This is a genomic window from Micromonospora wenchangensis (assembly GCF_002210435.1).
GTDB lineage: Bacteria > Actinomycetota > Actinomycetes > Mycobacteriales > Micromonosporaceae > Micromonospora > Micromonospora wenchangensis.
Genome location: NZ_MZMV01000044.1, coordinates 1 through 16,305, shown reverse-complemented (window position 1 = coordinate 16,305; position 16,305 = coordinate 1). Strand labels below are relative to the sequence as shown.

The following is a 16,305-nucleotide window of genomic DNA, read 5'->3' as shown; positions in this document are numbered from 1 at the left end:
GTTCCGATGACTCCTTACCGGAGTTGCGCTGAGTAGTGGGTCACACCGCCGCGCGGCCGACGCCCGAAAAGGCGTCGGCCCGGCGCGACGGGTCGTCGCGCCGGGCCGGCCGGGGAACGGGTCGGTCAGGAGATGTCCCGCCGCCGCATGGTGAGCGTGCCGATCGCGCCGGCCACCACCGCGTACCCGATCAGGACCACCGCACCCGCCCAGCGCGGCGGGTTGCCCGGGATCTCGGTGCCGCTGACCATCAGCGACGACGCCAGCGACGGCACCAGCACCTGGAGGTCGTTGATCCAGTCACCCCAGCGGGCGGCCAGGATGCTGATCGCGATGGCCGCGCCGACCGCGCCGCCCAGGTAGAGCAGGATGCCGGTGACCGTCGCGCCGATCTGGCTGCGGATCAGCACCCCGATCCCGACCCCGAGCACCGACCAGAGCAGGTACGCCAGGCCGTTGAGCGCGGTGGCCCGCCAGACCGCGCCGCTGCCGAGCTGCGAACCCAGGTCGACGCTGTTCATCACCAGTGCCCCGAAGGCCAGGTTGAACACGGTGGTGACCAGCCAGAACAGCACGGCCAGGACGGCCGCGGCAGCCAGCTTGGCCAGCATCACCGCCGTCCGGTGCGGCACGGTGAGGAAGGTGGTGGTGACCGTCTGATGGAAGAACTCGCTGGTCACCACGATGATGCCGAGCAGCATCACGATCATCAGACCGAAGAACTGCCCGTTGGTGTAGACGTTGGCGGCCAGGCTGTCCACCGACTGCGCGGCCTGGATCTGGTCGGCCTGCTCGGCCGGCACGTCGCCGAAGTTGTTGCTGGCCAGCGCGTCGGTCTGCAACCAGTTGATCAGGGCGGTGAGCGCCCACAGCGGCACCGTGATCAGCCCGAAGATCCACCAGGTGCTGGTGGTGCGGATCTTCAACAGCTCGGATCGGACCAGGTTCATCGGATGCCCGCCTTCCCGGCCGTCAGCTCCAGGAACACCCGCTCCAGGTCGGGTCGTTCCGGGGTCAGTTCGTGCAGCTCGACCTTGGCGGCCAGCGCGACCCGGCCGATCGCCGGCGCGTCCACCCCGCTGACCAGCAGCAGGCCGTGCTCGTCGGTCTCCACCGTGGCGGACTGCTCACGCAGCGCCACGGTCAGCTCCTCGGCCTGCGGGGTACGCACCCGCACCCGGCCGCCCTGCGCCATGGAGCCGAGCACCTGCTCCACCGGCCCCTGCCGGATCAGCTTGCCGGCCGCGATGATCACCACGTCGTCGGCGAGAAGTTGCATCTCGGACAGCAGGTGGCTGGAGACCAGCACCGTACGTCCCTCGTGGGCCAGCCCCTTGAGGAAGCCACGCATCCAGCGGATGCCCTCCGGGTCGAGACCGTTGGCCGGCTCGTCGAGGATCAGCACCTGGGGGTTGCCGAGCATCGCGGCGGCGATGCCGAGCCGCTGCTTCATGCCCAGCGAGTAACCCTTGAACTTGCGCTTCGCCGCCGGGGTGAGCCCGACCAGGGCCAGCGCCTCGTCGGCCCGGCTCCGGGGCAGGCCGGCCGCCGCGCAGATCACCCGCAGGTGGTTGATGCCGGTACGGCCCTTGTGCGCGCTGGACGCCTCCAGCACCGCGCCCACGTGCCGCAGCGGGTCGGTCAGGTCGGCGTACCGCCGGCCGCCGATGGTCGCCGTGCCACCGGTCGGGGTGACCAGGTTCAGCAGCATCCGCAGGGTGGTCGTCTTGCCCGCCCCGTTCGGGCCGAGGAAGCCGGTCACCCGACCGGACTCGACCGTGAAGGACAGGTTGTCGACCGCCCGGACGTTCTTGTACTGCTTGGTCAAACCGGACACGACGATCTGGCCGGTGCTGGGGCTCCACTGCCCGTCGGACATCGTTCTCCTCCCGTGCGGCGGCGCGCGGGGCACCGCGTTCTGCGACGCCGTTGCGGAATGCGCCGCTGCCAGCCTTGCTGGTCAGGTCAAGTTACGCCATCAGCCCCGGTCGGTAGGCCCTGCTCCGACTCAGGCAGGAGCGGGTCGTCCTCAGGGACGAGGCCCGGCGGGCAGCGCGACCCAGGTGGCGCGGGCCCGGCCCAGCAGCCCGCCGGCACCGTCGTAGAGGCTGGTACGCACCACCGCCAGGCGTCCCTCGACGGTGTCCACCGCCCCGGTGACCACGTAGTCCCCGCCCGGCGCGGGCAGCGCGTCCAGCGTCACGGCGAGCCGGCCCAGCACGTACGGCCGGCCCGGAGCGATCACCGCCCAGCCCCCGGGACAGTCCAGCGCCGCCCACACCGTCGGCGCGCCCACCTGAGCGGGCGTCCGCCACGGCGCGGCGGTCCGGCCGTCGGGCAGCCGCCCGGGGTGGATCCGCAGGCCGTCCGGGTGCTCCGGGCCGCAGACGTAACAGCCGGGGAAGGGGTGGTCCACCAGCCCCTGGTAGCCGGCCGAGGCGGCCCGCGCGGTCGCCGGGTCCACCGGCGGGACCGGGACGGGCGGCTCACCGGCGGGGCGTACCTCGGCGACCAGGTGCCCGTCCGGGTCGCGCACGTCACCGTCGGCGAGGGTGAGCGGGGTGTCCAGCGGCGGCGGGCGACGCAACGTCACCTCGACCGGCCCGTCCGCGCCGTACGCCCCGGCGAAGATCCCCGCGCTCCAGCCGCCGTTGCCCGTGCCGGGTGGCCCCTGGTACCGCGCCTCGATGATCATCGCCCCTCCACCGTGTCGTCGGCCCGGCCGGCCGGGCCCCCGCAGGCAGCCTCGCACGCCCCGGCCACGCCCCCCGACCGCCCCACCGACCCCGTACGCCACCCTGGTCACACCCGGGACCGGTCCCGCCGACCGGCGTTCACCGGATCGACACCCGTCCCCGGCCGACCGGCAACCCGGGGCACCTACACAGGTCCCATGGCTGTTCTGCATGCCGCTGGCGCACCCCTGACGACCAGTGGATACACCCTGCTGATCGCCGACGACCCGACCCAGGTCGCGGCCGCGCAACGCCTGCGCCACGAGGTGTTCGCCACCGAACTCGGCGCGACCCTGCGCCCGGGTGCCGCCGGGCTGGACACCGACGACCTCGACGTCCACTGCGACCACCTGATCGTCCGCGAGGAGCGCACCGGCGCGGTGGTCGGCACCTACCGGCTGCTGCCCCCCGGCCGCACCGACCGCCGGTACGCCGCCGGCGAGTTCGACCTGACCCCGCTCGAACCGCTGCGCGACCTGCTGGTCGAGACCGGCCGCTCCTGCGTCCACCCGGACCACCGCTCGGGCGCGGTGCTCAACCTGATGTGGGCGGGACTGACCCGTTACCTGCACCTGCGCGGGGCGAACTGGCTGGGCGGCTGCGCCTCGGTGCCGGTCGGTGACGGCGGCCGGGCCGTCGCCGAGACGTGGGCGCTGGGCCGGGCGGGGCACCTCGCGCCCCCGCTGATGCGGGTCCGCCCGCTGCGGCCGTGGTTCGCCGAGCCGGGCGCGGCGGCACCGGAGTCGGCCACCGGGGACCCCGCCGGGCGGGCGCTGATCCCTCCGCTGGTCCGCGGCTACCTGCGGCTCGGCGCGTGGGTCGCCGGGGAACCGGCGTACGACCCGGACTTCCGCTGTGCCGACTTCTACCTGCTGTTCTCGTTGGACCGGATGAACCCGCGCTACCGCCGGCACTTCCTCGGGGTGACCCGGTGAGCGCCGAGTTGTGGCGGCCGACCGCCGGCTGCGGGCCGGACTGCCTGCCGGGGGAGGGGCGGACCGGGGTGTCGCCCGTGCGGCAGGTGGCGCGGCTGGTGGGCGTACTCGGGATGCTGCTGGCCGGTGCCGGGATGGCCGTACTGCTGCCGGTGCTGCCGGCGGCGCGGCGGGCGGTGGTGCTGCGGGCCTGGGCCCGACGCACCGCCGGGGTGCTCGGGGTGCGGCTGGTGGTGCGCGGGCGGCTGCCCCGACGGCGGGCGCTGCTGGTCGCCAACCACGTCTCCTGGCTGGACGTGTTCGCGGTGTTGGCGGTCGCGCCGGCCCGGCTGCTGGCCAAGCGGGAGGTGCGGAACTGGCCGGTGCTGGGACTGCTGGCCCGCGCCGGTGGCACGGTCTTCGTCGACCGGTCCCGGCCCCGGGACCTGCCGCGCACGGTGGCCCGGCTCGCGGCCACCCTGCGCGCCGGTCACCCGGTCGCGGTCTTCCCCGAGGGTACGACCTGGTGCGGCGTCGTCCCCTCGGCCGGCTGCCGGCCGCGCCGGGGCTTCCGGCCGGCGGTCTTCCAGGCGGCGGTCGACGCCGGCGTCCCCGTGGTGCCGCTGCGGATCAGCTACCGCTGCGCTGCCACCGGGGCGACGACCACCACCGCCGCCTTCCTCGGCGACGACACGCTGTGGCGCTCGGTACGTCGGGTGCTGGCCGCCCGGGACCTGGTGGTCGACGTCGCGGTGACCGCCGCCCTGCACCCGGTCCCCGGCGCGGACCGCCGGGTGCTGGCCCGGGCCGCCGAGTCGGCCGTGCACCTGCTGCCGCCTCGCCCGACCGTCGGCCGCCCCACCCTGGCCGTCGTCGGCCCGGTGGCCTCGCCCGGCCCGGTGGCCTCGCCGGGCGCGGTGGCCTCGCCGGGCGCGGTGGCCTCGCCCGGTCCGGTGACCTCGCCGGCCGCCGGGACGGGCCTCGGCCTGGCCGCCTGACCGCAGGCCGCGATCGCCCCGCCTGGGCCGGGCGATCGCCCCGCGTTCTCCGCGTGATCGACTCATGGGGGCCGATGTCGCGGTGACCTGGCCGCGGGATACCGCTGGATCGGCCCAGATGAGTGGATCTTGCCGACTGTGGGCCCGGCCGGCCCGCCCACCCTCCGACCGGGTCGGGGGTGGCGGGGCGCGTCGGGTGGGTGGCGACTCGCGACAGTCTTGTTCTATCGCGATGTATCGCGTTACGCTTTCTCCGTGCAGTGGCGCGGCCGTCGGCCGTGACCCCGGAGGGAGACGTCATGACCAACTGGACGGTCGACAGACCACAACGGATCACCATCGAGGAGCCGGTCACCCGGCTCGACGTCCGCCTGGTCACCGGGCGGCTCAACGTGGTCGGCACCGACGGGCCGGCACGGGTCGACGTCACCCGGATCAGCAGCCGGCCGGTCATCGTCGAGCACCGCGACGGCGTCCTGCGGATCGGGCACGAACACCCACCCCGCTGGCCCGGGTTCCTCTGGTGGCTCGGCCAGCTCGGTCGCCGGTTCCGGGCCGAGGTGTCCATCGCCGTCCCGGCCGGCACCCTGGCCGACCTGCACCTGGTGGACGGCACGCTGGTCGCCTCCGGGCTGGTCAACGACACCACCGTCAACGTCACCTCCGGGCAGGTCACGCTGATGGGCCTGGCCGGGCGCACCAACGCGCGGATCGTCTCCGGCCCGGTCGAGGCGCTCGGCGTCACCGGCGACCTCACCCTGGACACGGTCTCCGGCGAGGTGACCCTCGCCGAGAGCTCGGCCGGTCGGGTGCACGCCAACACCGTCTCCGGGGCGATCACCTGCGACCTGGACAATCCCCGGCGCAGCGAGATCCGGCTCACCACCATCTCCGGGCCGATCACCGTCCGGGTCCGCGAGGACAGCGACCTCGACGTCCACCTGCACACCACCTCCGGCCGGATCACCAGCGGCTTCCCCCAGGTCGGCGGCGGGGTCGGGGTCGGCCCGGTCAAGGACAGCCACGGGGTGCTCGGCGCGGGCGCGGGTAAGCTCTGGGCGTCCGCGACTTCCGGCAGCATCGCGTTGCTCGCCCGGCCCGTGGACGACGACCAGGAGGAGCTGCCGTGACCGCCGTGTTCAGTCACGGGCGGCTGCGGCTCTACCTGCTGCGACTGCTCGACGACGGTCCCAAGCACGGTTACGAGCTGATCCGGCTGCTGGAGGAGCGTTTCCTCGGCCTGTACGCCCCGAGCGCCGGCACCATCTACCCCCGGCTGCAACGGCTGGAGGCCGACGGGCTGGTCACCCACACCGCCGCCGGTGGCCGCAAGGTCTACGAGATCACCGAGGGTGGCCGGGCCGAGCTGCGCCAGCGCGCCGACGAGCTGACCGCCCTGGAATCCGACATCTCGGCCTCGGTGGAGGATCTGTCCGCGCTGGCCGGCGAGATCCAGACCGAGGTACGCGGCTCGGTGCGTGACCTCAAGCGGGAGCTGCGCGAGGCCACCCGGCAGACCCGGCAGACCCGCTGGGACCGGCCGGCACCCGGCCCCACCCCCCGCCCGGCGACCCCCCCGACCGACGGCTCCCCCCTGCTGGTCGAGTTCGACAGGCGGCTGGCCGAGTTCACCGTCGAGGTGGGTGCGCTGGTGCGGGCCGGGCGGCTCAGCGACACCCAGTTGCGGACCGCGATCCGGGTGCTCGACGGCGCGTTGGACGGGTTACGCCGGCTGCTGCGGTGACCGCCGGTTCGCAGCGTGCGGGCCGGCTGAGGGCGGGGAGCCTGCGTCGGCACGGCTTCACAGGGTTTTTGCAGGAAGCGCCCAGCGCCGACGCAGCGACGTCACGGATGATGGCCAGCATGGCCGCTACCCAGACCGAGGCGCGACTGCTCGTCGTCGAGGACGACCCCAACATCCTCGAACTGCTCTCCGCCAGCCTCCGCTTCGCGGGGTTCGACGTGGCGACCGCCACCAGTGGCAGCGCGGCCCTGCACGCGGCCAAGGACCACCGCCCCGACCTGGTGGTGCTCGACGTGATGCTGCCCGACCTGGACGGCTTCGAGGTCATCCGGATGCTCCGCGAGGGCGGCACGCGTACCCCGGTGGTGTTCCTCACCGCCCGGGACGCCACCGACGACAAGATCCGTGGGCTCACCCTGGGTGGCGACGACTACGTCACCAAGCCGTTCAGCCTGGAGGAGCTGACCGCCCGGATCCGGGCCGTGCTGCGGCGTACGGCCACCGGCGAGCACGCCCCCTCCCGGCTCACCTTCGCCGACCTGGAGCTGGACGAGGAGACCCACGAGGTGCACCGGGCCGGTCAGCGGGTGCAGCTCTCGCCTACCGAGTTCAAGCTGCTGCGGTACCTGATGCTCAACGCCAACCGGGTGCTGTCCAAGGCGCAGATCCTCGACCACGTGTGGAACTACGACTTCCGGGGTGACGACAACATCGTCGAGTCGTACATCTCGTACCTGCGTCGCAAGGTCGACAACACCCAGCCCCGCTTGATCCACACCCTGCGCGGCGTGGGCTACGTCCTCCGCAAGCCGGCGGCGTGAGCCCGCTCGACGAGGCGAAGGGGCGGCTGCGGAGCATCCCGCTGCGGGTCAAGCTGGTCGCGGCGGTCCTCACCCTGGTCGCCATCGCCCTCGTGGTGATCAGCTCGCTGACCACGTACTTCCTCCGGGAGTACCTGATCGGCCAGGTCGACGACCAGTTGCGCGGCGACACCAACGGGGTGGCGCGGGCGCTCGGCCAGGGCCGGGGCCCGCTCCTGGTGGGCATCCCCACCGACTACGTGGCCGCGCAGGCCAGCCGGGCCGAGGTGGAGGGGCCGTCGCGCTACTCCGGCCTGCGCCCGGAGGAACTGCCGGAGTTCCCCACCGACTTCGCCGGTTTCTCGGCCCTGGTCGGCGACCCGTTCACCGTGCAGTCCAAGGACGGCCGCACCCGGTGGCGGATGCTCTACACCGACCTCGGCGACGGCCGGGTCCTCGCCTTCGGCCAGCACATGACCGACGTCGACCTGGCGGTCAAGCGGCTGATCTGGATAGACATGCTGGTCGGCGGGGCGGTGCTGATCCTGCTCGCCTCGATCGGCGCGGCCATCGTGCGGACCAGCCTGAAACCGCTGGTGGAGATCGAACGGACGGCCGCCGCGATCGCCGGTGGTGACCTGAGCCGCCGGGTGCCCGACCCCGAGGAGGGGCAGGAGTGCGCCACCTCCGAGCTGGGCCGGCTCTCCCGGGCGTTGAACGCGATGCTGGCCCAGATCGAGGCCGCCTTCACCGCCCGCGCCGCCTCGGAGATGGCGGCCCGTACGGCGGAGGCCGGGGCCCGGGACGCGGCGCACGCCGCGCTGGCGTCGGAGGCCCGCGCCCGGCGCTCGGAGGAGCGGATGCGGCAGTTCGTCGCGGACGCCTCGCACGAGCTGCGGACCCCGCTGACCACCATCCGGGGCTTCGCCGAGCTGTACCGGCAGGGGGCCGCCCGCGCCCCGGAGCAGACCGCCGACCTGCTGCGCCGCATCGAGGACGAGGCGGCCCGGATGGGGCTGCTGGTGGAGGACCTGCTGCTGCTCGCCCGGCTGGACCGGGAACGTCCGCTGTCGCTCGCCCCGGTGGAGCTGCCGGTGCTCGCCTCGGAGGCGGTCGAGGCGGCCCGGGTGGTCGCCCCCGAACGGCACATCGAGCTGGAGATCGCCCCGAACTCGGGCCCGCTGGTCGTGCACGCCGACGACGCCCGGCTGCGGCAGGTGATCGGCAACCTGATGACCAACGCGTTGACGCACACCCCGCCGGAGGCGTCGGTGACCCTGCGGCTGCGTTCCGAGGCCGGGAACGTGGCCGTGGTGGAGGTGGCGGACACCGGGCCGGGGCTCGCCCCGGAGCAGGCCGAGCGGGTCTTCGAGCGGTTCTACCGCGCCGACGCGGCCCGGACCCGCCGGGCCAGCGGGATCACCAGCACCGGCCTGGGTCTGGCCATCGTCGCGGCGCTGGTCACCGCCCACCAGGGCACCGTCGAGGTGGACGAGACCCCGGGCGGCGGGGCGACCTTCCGGGTCCGGCTGCCCCTGCTGCCCGAGGCGGACGGCGACCCGGAGTGACGCTCCGACGGGCCCGCCGTGACTTTCAGAAAACTTCCAGGCGGGTTCCAGGTGGGTGACAGTGCGACGGGGAAAACTAGGGGCATGACCGAGTTCGAGACCGACCCGCAGCGTCGGCCGGCTTCCCCCGACGCCGAGCCGTCGCACCCCTCCGCCGAGCCGTCCCGCGCCACGCGCGGCGAGTCCGACACCACCAACACCCCCGGTCAGGCCGCCGGCGCCGCGGGGGAGCCGGCCGGCCCGGCCAACCCCGGACCGGGGTACGCGCCGCCCGCGTCGCCGTATGCGCCGCCCGCCGCCACGCCGTACCCGCAGACCTCGTACCCGTCCGGTGGCGGCGACCAGGCGTACCGGCCGGGCCATCCCGCGCCCACCGGTTACCCGGGCCACTCCCCGGCGGGGCAGTACCCGTCGGCCGGCTACCAGCCCGGCCAGCAGCAGTCCGGGTGGGCCGGTGGCTACCCCGGCCAGCACCGTCCCGGGCAGCCGGGCGTGGGCACCCCGTCGGCCGGCTACCCCGGTCAGCCCGGTGCCGGATACGGCCAGCCCGGCGTGGGCCAGCCGTCCGCCGGTTACCCGGGGCAGGGTGGCCCGGGTGGGCCGCAACACCCCGGCCAGCCGACCCCGCCGTGGGCGCCCGCCCCGGCACCGCAGGCCGGCAAGGTGGCCAAGTTCGTCGGCGCCGGGGTGGCGGTCTTCGCCCTGATGCTCGGCTCCGGCGTGGCCGGTGGCGCGCTCGCCCTGGCGGTCGACGGCGACCGGGGCGGGATCACCCGCAACTACTCGGCCGCACCCGTGATCAACAGCGCCGACCTGCCGAAGATCGCCGCCTCGGTGCAGGACAGCGTGGTCTCGATCATGACCGACAGCGGTGAGGGGTCGGGCGTGGTCCTCAGCTCCGACGGCTTCGTGCTGACCAACAACCACGTGGTCGCCTCGGCCTCCGGGGACGCCGTCCGGGTGGTCTTCGCCAACGGCAAGACCGCCCCCGCCAAGATCGTCGGTACCGACCCGAAGACCGACCTCGCGGTGGTCCAGACCAGCGGCATCGACAACCTCAAGGCGGCGAAGTTCGGCGACAGCGACGCCATGCAGGTGGGCGACCAGGTGCTCGCCCTGGGCAGCCCGCTCGGTCTGCAGGGTTCGGTGACCGCCGGCATCCTCAGCGCCCGGGATCGCACCATCCAGGCCGGCAGCGGCAACGGCCCGCAGCAGTCCCCGCAGGGTGGCGCCAGCTCGATCTCCGGCCTGCTCCAGACCGACGCCCCGATCAACCCGGGCAACTCCGGTGGCGCGCTGGTCAACACCCGGGGCGAGGTGATCGGCATCAACACCGCCATCGCCACCGCCGGGCAGGGCAGCACCGGCAACATCGGGGTCGGCTTCGCCATCCCGAGCAACAAGGCCAAGGACGTCGCCGAGAAGCTCCAGCGGGGCGAGAAGATCAGCCACCCGTCCCTGGGGGTCAGCGTCAACGCGGCCGAGGACGGCGGGGCCCTGGTCGCCTCCGTCGCCGGGGGCAGCGCCGCCGAGAAGGCCGGCATCCAGCGCGGCGACGTGATCACCAGGTTCGGGGACAAGGTGATCAACGACTCCAACGATCTGGTCGGCGCGGTGCAGGCCGGCAAGGTCGGCGACCGGGTCCAGGTGACCTACAAGCGAAATGGTGCCGAGGCGACCGCAACCGTGACGCTCGCCGAGACGTCGTAACCACAGACCTGCCTCCTCCGGGCGGCGGGCGGTGGAGCCAAGGGGGTTGGCTCCACCGCCCGCCGCCGCACGCGCCCCGGACGGGCCCCACCCGGCCGGGGCGCGTTTGCCTGTCCGGGCAGGGGGAAATCGCCGCCGATCCCGCCGGACACACCTGCCGGACCGGGACAACGGGGGAGGATTCGTGGCAGTGACCCACCGTCCGTCGGAACGTCCGCCGTCCGGGCCGCCGCTGCGGGTCGCGATGCTCGTGCCACCCTGGCTGTCGGTGCCGCCACCCGGGTACGGCGGGCTGGAGCAGGTGGTGCACGGGCTGGTGGACGCGCTGGTCGGGCACGGTCACCGGGTGACCCTCTTCGGGGCCGGCCGGCAGCACGGCACCACCGCCGACTTCGTCTCCACGATCGACGAGTTGCAGTACGACCGGCTGGGCGAGTCGCTGCCGGAACTGGCCCACCTGGCCCGGATCAACCGGCTGGTCTCCGCCGCCGAATTCGACGTGATCCACGACCACACCACGATCGGGCCGCTGGTCGCCGGCCGGCGTGCGGTGCCCACCGTGGCCACCGTGCACGGCAACCCGGTCGGCGAGTACGGGGCGGTGCTCAGCGACACCGACCACGGGGTGGGCCTGGTGGCCATCTCGCACGCCCAGCGCCGGTCCAACCCCGCCCTGCCCTGGGTGGGCACGGTGCACAACGCGTTCGACAGCCGGGACGTGCCGGTCAAGCAGGAACCCGGCCGGGGCCCGGTGCTCTGGCTGGCCCGGTTCAGCCCGGACAAGGGCCCCGACACGGCGATCCGGGCCTGCCGGGCGGCCGGCCTCCCGCTCACCCTGGCCGGCAAGTGCAACGAGCCCGCCGAGCGCCGGTACTTCGCCGAGGTGGTCCAGCCGATGCTGGGCCACGACGTCGAGGTGGTCATGAACGCCGACCGGGAGGCGGCCCTGCGGCTGCTGGCCGACGCCCGCTGCCTGATCATGCCGATCCAGTGGGAGGAACCGTTCGGCATGGTGATGGTGGAGGCCATGGCGACCGGCACGCCGGTGGTGGCGCTGCGCCGGGGCGCGGTGCCCGAGGTGGTGGTCGACGGCGTGACCGGGCTGGTCCGCGACGACGCCCGGGAGCTGCCGGCGGCCCTGCGCGAGGTGGTCCGGCTCGACCCGGCGGCCTGCACCGCGCACGTGGCCGAGCACTTCTCCACCGAGCGGATGGCCCACGGCTACGAGGCGGTCTACCGGGCCGTCGCGTTCGGCACGGCCCCGCCCCTGCGCCGGCCCGTCGGGCTGCGTACCCGCTGACGGGTACGCAGCGGGTGCTCAGACGGTGGTCGCGGCCAGGTCCCGGACGGCGGCGTCGAGCTGCCGGCCGTACGCCGGGGTGATGCCCCCCTCGTCGATGCGGCGGGTGACCTTCTCGCGGAGCGCGGTCACCTGCGCGGGCACGTCGGAGCGGCCCTCGGCGGCGGACCGGGTCAGATTGGCCAGCACGTTGCGCAGGTCCAGGCCGACGTCCTCGCGGACCTCGCCGGTGCGGACCCCGTCGTCGATCAGCCGGCGCATCCGGTCGGCGGCCTCGGTCAGCCCGCCGCCGCCCTGGCCCCCGTCCGGGGTGGTGGCCGGCGGGCGCGACGGCGCGGGTGCGCTGGTGGCCCGCCGGGGGGCCGGCGGCGGGGTGGGGTCCGCCGCCGGCTGGGTGCGTGACGGCGACGGTTCGGCCACCGGGGTCTCGCTGCGTCCGGCGACCGGCGGGGTGTGGGTGCCGGGTTCCAGCAGCGGGGCGAGCAGGAGGACCGCCGCCGCCGTCAGCACCACCAGCACCCCCACCGCCACCAGCGGGCGGCGCGAGGGCGGCAGCAGCTCCGGTTCGGGGACGCCACCATCCGGGCCGCCGTCGCGGCCGTGCCGGGCACCGGGGGTGCCGGTGTCCGACGTCGCCGCGGCCCGGCCGCCGACCCCGACCCGTCCGGCCGCCGCGGCACCCTCACCGGGGCCGGCTGTGGCACCGCCCGCCGGGCCGGCACCGGCCACCGATCCGCCGCCGGCTGCCGCAACGACGCCCGCTGCCGCGCCGGCACCGGCTGCCGCGCCGACGGCGGCCGGACCGGCCAGGGCGACCGGCGCGGTGGGCCGGTCGCCCGGGGCGTCGGCGCCGGGGACGGCGGGCAGGGTGACCGTCGGGGAGAGCATCGTGGCCGCCTGCGGATCACCCGGCAGCAGCTGGTCACGCAGGGCGGTGGCGACCTGGTGCGCGGTCGGCCGCTCGTGCGGGTCCCGGGCCAGGCAGCGCAGGCAGACGTCGACCACCACCGGCGGCAGCCCCGGTACGCCGTCCAGCGTCGGCGGCCGCTCGTCGGCGATCGCGGCGGCGAGCTGCTCCCAGGTCTCCGCCGGGTACGGCGGTTGGCCGGTCAGCGTCTCGTAGAGCAGCACACCGAGGGAGTAGACGTCGGTGGACGGCTGGGCCGGCGCGCCGTCCAACCGTTCCGGCGCGACGTACGCCGGGGTACCGAAGGTGCCGCCGTCCTCGTCGTCGTCGGGGGTGCCGGCCTGGGTGGCGATGCCGAAGTCGAGCACCTTCGCGCCGATCCGGGTCATCATCACGTTCGCCGGGGTGATGTCCCGGTGCACGATGCCGAGCCGGTGCGCCGCCGCCAACGCCTCGGCCACCTGGGCGCCCACCTCGACCGCCTCCGGCCAGGGCAACGGCCCCTCGCTCAGCCGGTGCTCCAGCTCCTCGCCGGTGAGCAGCTCCATCACCACGAACGAGGTGATCTCGCCGTCCGGGGCGAGCGCCTCGCCGTAGTCGTGCACCGCGGTCACGTGCGGGTGGACCAGCTGGGCGGCCGACCGCGCCTCCTCGCGCACCATGTCCCGGAAACGGGCGTCGGCGGCCAGCGACGGGGCGAGCACCTTGACCGCGACGACCCGGTCGAGCACCTCGTCGCGGGCCCGCCAGATCACCGACATCCCGCCGGCCCCGATCCTGTCGAGTAGCCGGTACCTGCGGGCCAGCAACCTACCGGCGTTCAGGGCTGCCATCAGTGTTCGCACCTGCCTGGGGTTCGGGGTGGTGTCAGGTTGCGGGAATGTGTCCCCCCTGTCAACGGTTGTCCAGTTGCCCGATGACCCTCCGCAGTGGTGGGTTCGCCGACCGCCACCGGTGCGGAGCGCGCAGCGGTGACCAGCGGCTGCGCCACGGTCACGGGGGGTGGCGTGCCAGGATGAACGGCATGAGTGGCGGTCCGGTGGCGTTCGTGCTCGGCGGCGGGGGAGTGCTCGGCGCGGTCGAGGTGGGGATGCTGCGTGCCCTGTTCCGGGCCCGGATCCGCCCCGACGTCGTGCTCGGCACCTCGATCGGCGCGGTCAACGGCGCGCTGGTCGCCGCCGACCCGTCCGAGGCGGTCACCGACCGGCTGGTGCGGCTGTGGGCCTCCCCGGAGGCGAGCGAGGTGTACGGCGACTCGGTCGCCCGGCAACTGCGCCGCTTCGCCGCCCGTACCCACCTGCACTCGCCCCGGCCGCTGCGCAAGCTGCTGGAGGGGGAGTTGGGCGCGGACACCACCTTCGCCGACCTGAAGGTGCCGTTCCGCTGCTGCGCGGCCAACATCGAGCGGGCCGCCGAACACTGGTTCCACACCGGACCACTGGTGTCGGCGGTGCTCGCCTCCGCCTCCGTGCCGGGGCTGCTGCCACCGGCACAGATCGACGGCCAGCACTACATAGACGGCGGGATCGTCAACTCGATACCGATCGGCGAGGCGGTCGCCGTCGGCGCGACGCAGATCTTCGTCCTCCAGGTGGGGCGGATCGAGCGGGAGCTGACGCCGCCCCGCCGGCCGTGGGAGATCGCCCAGGTCGCGTTCGAGATCGCCCGCCGGCACCGGTTCGCCCGGGAGATGGCCGCCCTGCCCGAAGGGGTACGGGTGCACGTCCTGCCGACCGGCGGGCTGGAACCGCGCGACGACAGCCCGTGGGCGTACCGGGACATGGCGGCGGTGGGGCGGCGGATCAGCCGCGCCTACACCGCGTCCCGGCACTACCTGGCGAGCCTGGACCGCTGATGCCGCTGCCCCCTCGGTGGGTACGCCGGCTGCTGTTCGCGCCCGGGGTGATCCTGCTCGCGGTCACGGTGCTGACCACGGTGCCGGTCTGGGCGCTGCTCGCGCTGGCCGCGTCGCCGTTCGTGCCGGGCCGGCTGCGCCCGCTGCGGCTGCTCTGGATCGGTTGCGTCTACCTGGTCTGGGACGCCGCGGCGCTGGTCGCCCTCTTCGTGCTCTGGCTGGCCTCCGGGTTCGGCAGGTGGAAGCGCGCGCCGGCCTTCCAGCGGGCGCACTACGTGCTCGCCGGCTGGTTCCTGCGGGTGCTGTTCTGGCAGGCCCGGTGGACGCTGCGGCTGAGCATCGACGTGGTCGGCACCGACCCGGACACCGCCCTGCCCGGCCGGCCGGAGCTGGTGCTCTGCCGGCACGCCGGCCCGGGTGACTCGTTCATCCTGATCCACTCCCTGGTCAACTGGTTCCAGCGGGAGCCCCGGATCGTGCTCAAGGAGACGCTCCAGTGGGACCCGGCGATCGACGTGCTGCTCAACCGCCTGCCCAACCGCTTCATCGCCCCCGGTGACGGGCAGGGGGCGGCGGTCCGGCAGATCGGTCACCTGGCCACCGGGCTGGACGACGACGACGCCTTCGTGATCTTCCCGGAGGGCGGCAACTTCACCCCCGGCCGGCGGCTGCGGGCGATCGCCAAGCTGCGCGCGCTCGGCCTGGAACGGATGGCGGTCCGCGCCGAGCGGATGCAGCACGTGCTCGCCCCGCAGCCCGGTGGGGTGCTCGCCGCCCTGGACGCCGCCCCGGAGGCCGGGGTGATCTTCGTGGCGCACACCGGCCTGGACCGGATGCTCACCGTCGCCGACGTGTGGCGCGAACTGCCGATGGACAAACGGATCATCATGCGGTTCTGGTCCGTGCCGCCCGAGGACGTCCCGACCGGCCGGCAGGAGCGGATCGACTGGCTCTTCGACTGGTGGGACCGGATCGACAGGTGGATCGCCGACAACCGGGACAGCGTGACGGCACGGTGAACGCGCCGTGACGGTCGACCGGTTCGCCGCCGTTCCCGCGTAAGGTGCGCAGGTGGACCAGATCTGCGTGGTGACGACGGTGGTGGACTCGCGCTCCGTCGCGGACCTGATGGCGGCCGCCGCGGTGGCCGGGCGACTGGCCGCCTGCGCCCAGGTCGGCGGCCAGGTCGACAGCACGTACTGGTGGCGGGCCGGGGTGGAGACCAGCACCGAGTGGTCGGTGCAGTTCAAGACCGCCCCCGACCGGGCCACGGCGCTGGTCGCCCAGATCCGGTCCAACCATCCCTACGAGGTGCCCGAGATCCTGGTCACCCACGCCGAGAGCGGCGACCCGGCATACGCCACCTGGGTGCACGAGAACACCCGTACCTAGGTACGGGCACTCTGGCCTCCGGTTGCGGCCCACCGGCAGGATGGCCGGGTGCAGAACACCGGTTACCCCTGCCCCCGCTGCGGAGCACCCGCCGAGCTGACCCGTGGGTGCGCCGGCTGCGGGCTCGGGCCGTACCCGCCCGCCGCCGAGGTGGTCCGGTTGGACCGGGAGATCGTCTCGCTCGGCCGGGAGGTCGAGCGGGCCCGGCAGACGTACCAGGGGCTCGGTACCCGACTGCTCGCGGCGCAGCGCCGACGGGCGGAGCTGGCGGCCCGCATCCGCCGGGAGATCCCCGCCCCGGTCCCGGTCGGCGCGGCGGTCCGCCCGCCCGCGCCGGCAGCCCGCCCCGCCGCGCCGGCGGGCCCTCCGGTCGCCGCGCCGG

The 16,305-nt window shown here is 74.4% G+C and carries 16 protein-coding genes; 12 read left to right on the top strand and 4 right to left on the bottom strand.

All coding sequences use genetic code 11. From position 1 onward, the window contains the following. Window positions 1–125: 125 nt before the first annotated feature. The 3 genes from B5D80_RS22915 to B5D80_RS22905 form a co-directional block, all read right to left on the bottom strand. Window positions 126–950, bottom strand: a complete 825-nt coding sequence (locus B5D80_RS22915; RefSeq protein ID WP_088645990.1) for a DUF2705 family protein — start codon at window positions 948–950, stop codon at window positions 126–128. Next, a complete protein-coding gene (locus B5D80_RS22910; RefSeq protein WP_088645989.1) occupies window positions 947–1,879 on the bottom strand; it encodes an ABC transporter ATP-binding protein in 933 nt (310 codons plus the stop codon). Before B5D80_RS22910 ends, B5D80_RS22915 begins: the two co-directional genes overlap by 4 nt. Window positions 1,880–2,029: 150 nt before the next feature. Next, complete coding sequence (locus tag B5D80_RS22905; RefSeq protein WP_088645988.1) at window positions 2,030–2,695, bottom strand: hotdog family protein; 666 nt, start codon at window positions 2,693–2,695, stop codon at window positions 2,030–2,032. A 198-nt stretch (window positions 2,696–2,893) separates the two neighbouring features. Between B5D80_RS22905 and B5D80_RS22900 the strand changes: the two genes are divergently transcribed. The 8 genes from B5D80_RS22900 to B5D80_RS22865 all read left to right on the top strand — a co-directional run bounded on the left by B5D80_RS22900 (window position 2,894) and on the right by B5D80_RS22865 (window position 11,769). Then, the gene (locus B5D80_RS22900) at window positions 2,894–3,670 is read left to right on the top strand and encodes a GNAT family N-acetyltransferase (RefSeq protein ID WP_088645987.1); all 777 of its coding nucleotides are present in this window, start codon (window positions 2,894–2,896) and stop codon (window positions 3,668–3,670) included. After that, window positions 3,667–4,647, top strand: a complete 981-nt coding sequence (locus B5D80_RS22895) for a lysophospholipid acyltransferase family protein (RefSeq protein ID WP_088645986.1) — start codon at window positions 3,667–3,669, stop codon at window positions 4,645–4,647. The genes B5D80_RS22900 and B5D80_RS22895 overlap by 4 nt, the downstream gene beginning before the upstream one ends. Window positions 4,648–4,946: 299 nt before the next feature. Then, on the top strand, window positions 4,947–5,777 hold the full coding sequence (locus tag B5D80_RS22890) for a DUF4097 family beta strand repeat-containing protein (RefSeq protein WP_088645985.1): 831 nt from the start codon (window positions 4,947–4,949) through the stop codon (window positions 5,775–5,777). Beyond that, window positions 5,774–6,391 carry a PadR family transcriptional regulator gene (locus tag B5D80_RS22885; RefSeq protein ID WP_088645984.1) on the top strand — a complete coding sequence of 206 codons (618 nt, stop codon included), beginning with the start codon at window positions 5,774–5,776 and terminating at the stop codon, window positions 6,389–6,391. Before B5D80_RS22890 ends, B5D80_RS22885 begins: the two co-directional genes overlap by 4 nt. A 119-nt stretch (window positions 6,392–6,510) precedes the next feature. Beyond that, window positions 6,511–7,212, top strand: a complete 702-nt coding sequence (locus tag B5D80_RS22880; RefSeq protein WP_088646020.1) for a response regulator transcription factor — start codon at window positions 6,511–6,513, stop codon at window positions 7,210–7,212. After that, a complete protein-coding gene (locus B5D80_RS22875) occupies window positions 7,209–8,759 on the top strand; it encodes a sensor histidine kinase (RefSeq protein ID WP_088645983.1) in 1,551 nt (516 codons plus the stop codon). The genes B5D80_RS22880 and B5D80_RS22875 overlap by 4 nt, the downstream gene beginning before the upstream one ends. A gap of 84 nt (window positions 8,760–8,843) precedes the next feature. Then, window positions 8,844–10,469 (top strand): S1C family serine protease, encoded by a 1,626-nt coding sequence (locus B5D80_RS22870; protein ID WP_088645982.1) that lies wholly within the window; start codon window positions 8,844–8,846, stop codon window positions 10,467–10,469. 244 nt (window positions 10,470–10,713) lie between these two features. Then, on the top strand, window positions 10,714–11,769 hold the full coding sequence (locus B5D80_RS22865; protein WP_088646019.1) for a glycosyltransferase family 4 protein: 1,056 nt from the start codon (window positions 10,714–10,716) through the stop codon (window positions 11,767–11,769). Window positions 11,770–11,787: 18 nt separating this feature from the next. Here the strand turns inward: B5D80_RS22865 and B5D80_RS34495 are convergent, their stop codons facing one another. Beyond that, complete coding sequence (locus B5D80_RS34495) at window positions 11,788–13,509, bottom strand: serine/threonine-protein kinase (RefSeq protein WP_245854892.1); 1,722 nt, start codon at window positions 13,507–13,509, stop codon at window positions 11,788–11,790. Between the two features lie 191 nt (window positions 13,510–13,700). Here B5D80_RS34495 and B5D80_RS22850 point away from each other — a divergent pair, with 191 nt between their 5' ends. From B5D80_RS22850 to B5D80_RS22835, 4 genes are all read left to right on the top strand, one after another. After that, on the top strand, window positions 13,701–14,531 hold the full coding sequence (locus B5D80_RS22850) for a patatin-like phospholipase family protein (protein ID WP_088645980.1): 831 nt from the start codon (window positions 13,701–13,703) through the stop codon (window positions 14,529–14,531). Next, on the top strand, window positions 14,531–15,550 hold the full coding sequence (locus B5D80_RS22845; RefSeq protein WP_088645979.1) for a 1-acyl-sn-glycerol-3-phosphate acyltransferase: 1,020 nt from the start codon (window positions 14,531–14,533) through the stop codon (window positions 15,548–15,550). Before B5D80_RS22850 ends, B5D80_RS22845 begins: the two co-directional genes overlap by 1 nt. A 52-nt stretch (window positions 15,551–15,602) precedes the next feature. Next, window positions 15,603–15,923 carry a divalent-cation tolerance protein CutA gene (cutA, locus tag B5D80_RS22840; RefSeq protein WP_088645978.1) on the top strand — a complete coding sequence of 107 codons (321 nt, stop codon included), beginning with the start codon at window positions 15,603–15,605 and terminating at the stop codon, window positions 15,921–15,923. A 48-nt stretch (window positions 15,924–15,971) separates the two neighbouring features. Next, the coding region (locus tag B5D80_RS22835) for a hypothetical protein (RefSeq protein WP_211291616.1) at window positions 15,972–16,305 on the top strand (334 nt) is incomplete at its 3' end.

What these genes read in the sequence shown, in the direction of transcription:
- B5D80_RS22915 (WP_088645990.1), bottom strand. Translation starts at nt 950, where the DNA reads ATGAACCTGGTCCGATCCGAGCTGTTGAAGATCCGCACCACCAGCACC.
- B5D80_RS22910 (WP_088645989.1), bottom strand. Translation starts at nt 1,879, where the DNA reads ATGTCCGACGGGCAGTGGAGCCCCAGCACCGGCCAGATCGTCGTGTCC.
- B5D80_RS22905 (WP_088645988.1), bottom strand. Translation starts at nt 2,695, where the DNA reads ATGATCATCGAGGCGCGGTACCAGGGGCCACCCGGCACGGGCAACGGC.
- B5D80_RS22900 (WP_088645987.1), top strand. Translation starts at nt 2,894, where the DNA reads ATGGCTGTTCTGCATGCCGCTGGCGCACCCCTGACGACCAGTGGATAC.
- B5D80_RS22890 (WP_088645985.1), top strand. Translation starts at nt 4,947, where the DNA reads ATGACCAACTGGACGGTCGACAGACCACAACGGATCACCATCGAGGAG.
- B5D80_RS22880 (WP_088646020.1), top strand. Translation starts at nt 6,511, where the DNA reads ATGGCCGCTACCCAGACCGAGGCGCGACTGCTCGTCGTCGAGGACGAC.
- B5D80_RS22870 (WP_088645982.1), top strand. Translation starts at nt 8,844, where the DNA reads ATGACCGAGTTCGAGACCGACCCGCAGCGTCGGCCGGCTTCCCCCGAC.
- B5D80_RS22865 (WP_088646019.1), top strand. Translation starts at nt 10,714, where the DNA reads ATGCTCGTGCCACCCTGGCTGTCGGTGCCGCCACCCGGGTACGGCGGG.
- B5D80_RS34495 (WP_245854892.1), bottom strand. Translation starts at nt 13,509, where the DNA reads ATGGCAGCCCTGAACGCCGGTAGGTTGCTGGCCCGCAGGTACCGGCTA.
- B5D80_RS22850 (WP_088645980.1), top strand. Translation starts at nt 13,701, where the DNA reads ATGAGTGGCGGTCCGGTGGCGTTCGTGCTCGGCGGCGGGGGAGTGCTC.
- B5D80_RS22845 (WP_088645979.1), top strand. Translation starts at nt 14,531, where the DNA reads ATGCCGCTGCCCCCTCGGTGGGTACGCCGGCTGCTGTTCGCGCCCGGG.